1 protein-coding gene is annotated in these 1,254 nt (G+C 43.0%); it reads left to right on the top strand.

Features of this window, described 5'->3' with window-relative positions:
- Nucleotides 1-269 precede the first annotated feature (269 nt).
- On the top strand, nucleotides 270-1,052 hold the full coding sequence (locus H3V00_RS11305; protein ID WP_198208171.1) for a DUF3304 domain-containing protein: 783 nt from the start codon (nucleotides 270-272) through the stop codon (nucleotides 1,050-1,052).
- Nucleotides 1,053-1,254 lie beyond the last annotated feature (202 nt).

Genomic DNA, 1,254 nt, shown 5'->3' with positions numbered 1-1,254 from the left:
CTGAAAATAACGCCATTGTTCCCATACGGGTGCAGTGGCGTTTTATTATCCGCAGTGCAAATACCGGTTCGACTAATAAAAAATTCCCGTTTCTGCGCCAGATATTGGTAATATCATTGCATAAAAACTGACAGATGTAAGCAGTACCGGCAACAGGGTGATAACAAAAACCGGAATAAGGGAAAAATCAGAGATGCAGCGATGAAATGCAATTATTAAATACACCATGCAGTAATCACAGTGTTTAACCCAAGAAGAGTGAGAATCACATGTCTGCTAAAAAAATATTCACCGCTAGCCGTCTTATCCGGCTAAATTTATTGCTGCTATCGGTAACCGCTGTTACCTCCTGCGGCGGCGGTTTTGAGCCTTTTGTTGGCGTTACTTCCGGTAAAAACAAATCCTATGCCGCGCCGGTCGAGGCGCTTGTATACAATTATGAAAATATCTCTGGTGGTTCAATTAATGGTGGCTGTATTCCCAATACCAATGGTGTTGACGATTATGAGGTTGGCAAAAAACGTTATGGTGGTGGTGGTTCTTGTGGCGCTGCCTATCTGCCGGCAAAATGGAAACCGGGGATGATGGCACGTATCAACTGGCGAGTATTGCCCTATCCGGCTTGGCAACCTAAAATATTAAACAAACCAGGTTTGGTTATAGATCGTAATGAATCAGCTATTATTAGCCAGTATGATGAAAACCACTCAGCAGTAATTCCTTTACCCCCTCCACCGCCATTTGCCGGTGATGATTTTGGTAAGGTGCGAAATATTACCGTTCATTTTCTGGCTTGCAACCAAATTTTTATTGACTATGGTACCCGACAGGAAAATGCACCGGAAGTGGTAAAAAAACAGTTTGAATTGTTTAAGAAAAGCCAGAAACTGTGTACTCCACGTCCATCAATTAAATCTATGGCAGATTACCGGCGTAATAAAGCCAAGCTGGATGTAATTAAAAAAGAACGTGACAATATCCAGCAGGTAATTTTACCGGAATATATAAAGGAACTGGAACAGCAGGGTAAGCTGCCGGTTAGCAGTAAGTAAGTTTTACAGGCTAGCTGTGGTCGCCGGCTGACAATTTACCAATGCAAGTAAGCTTGCACTGGCAAGCCTGAACTGTTGTCTTTGCAAAAAAGCCGGCTGATTTAGCCATAGCCTGAGTCTCCTGAAAATAACGCCATTGTTCCCATACGGGTGCAGTGGCGTTTTATTATCCGCAGTGCAAATACCGGTTCGACTAATAAAA

Origin of the sequence: Snodgrassella sp. W6238H11, assembly GCF_016100525.1 — a bacterium.
GTDB classification, from domain to species: domain Bacteria; phylum Pseudomonadota; class Gammaproteobacteria; order Burkholderiales; family Neisseriaceae; genus Snodgrassella; species Snodgrassella alvi.
This window is presented reverse-complemented; position numbering and strand designations above follow the sequence as displayed.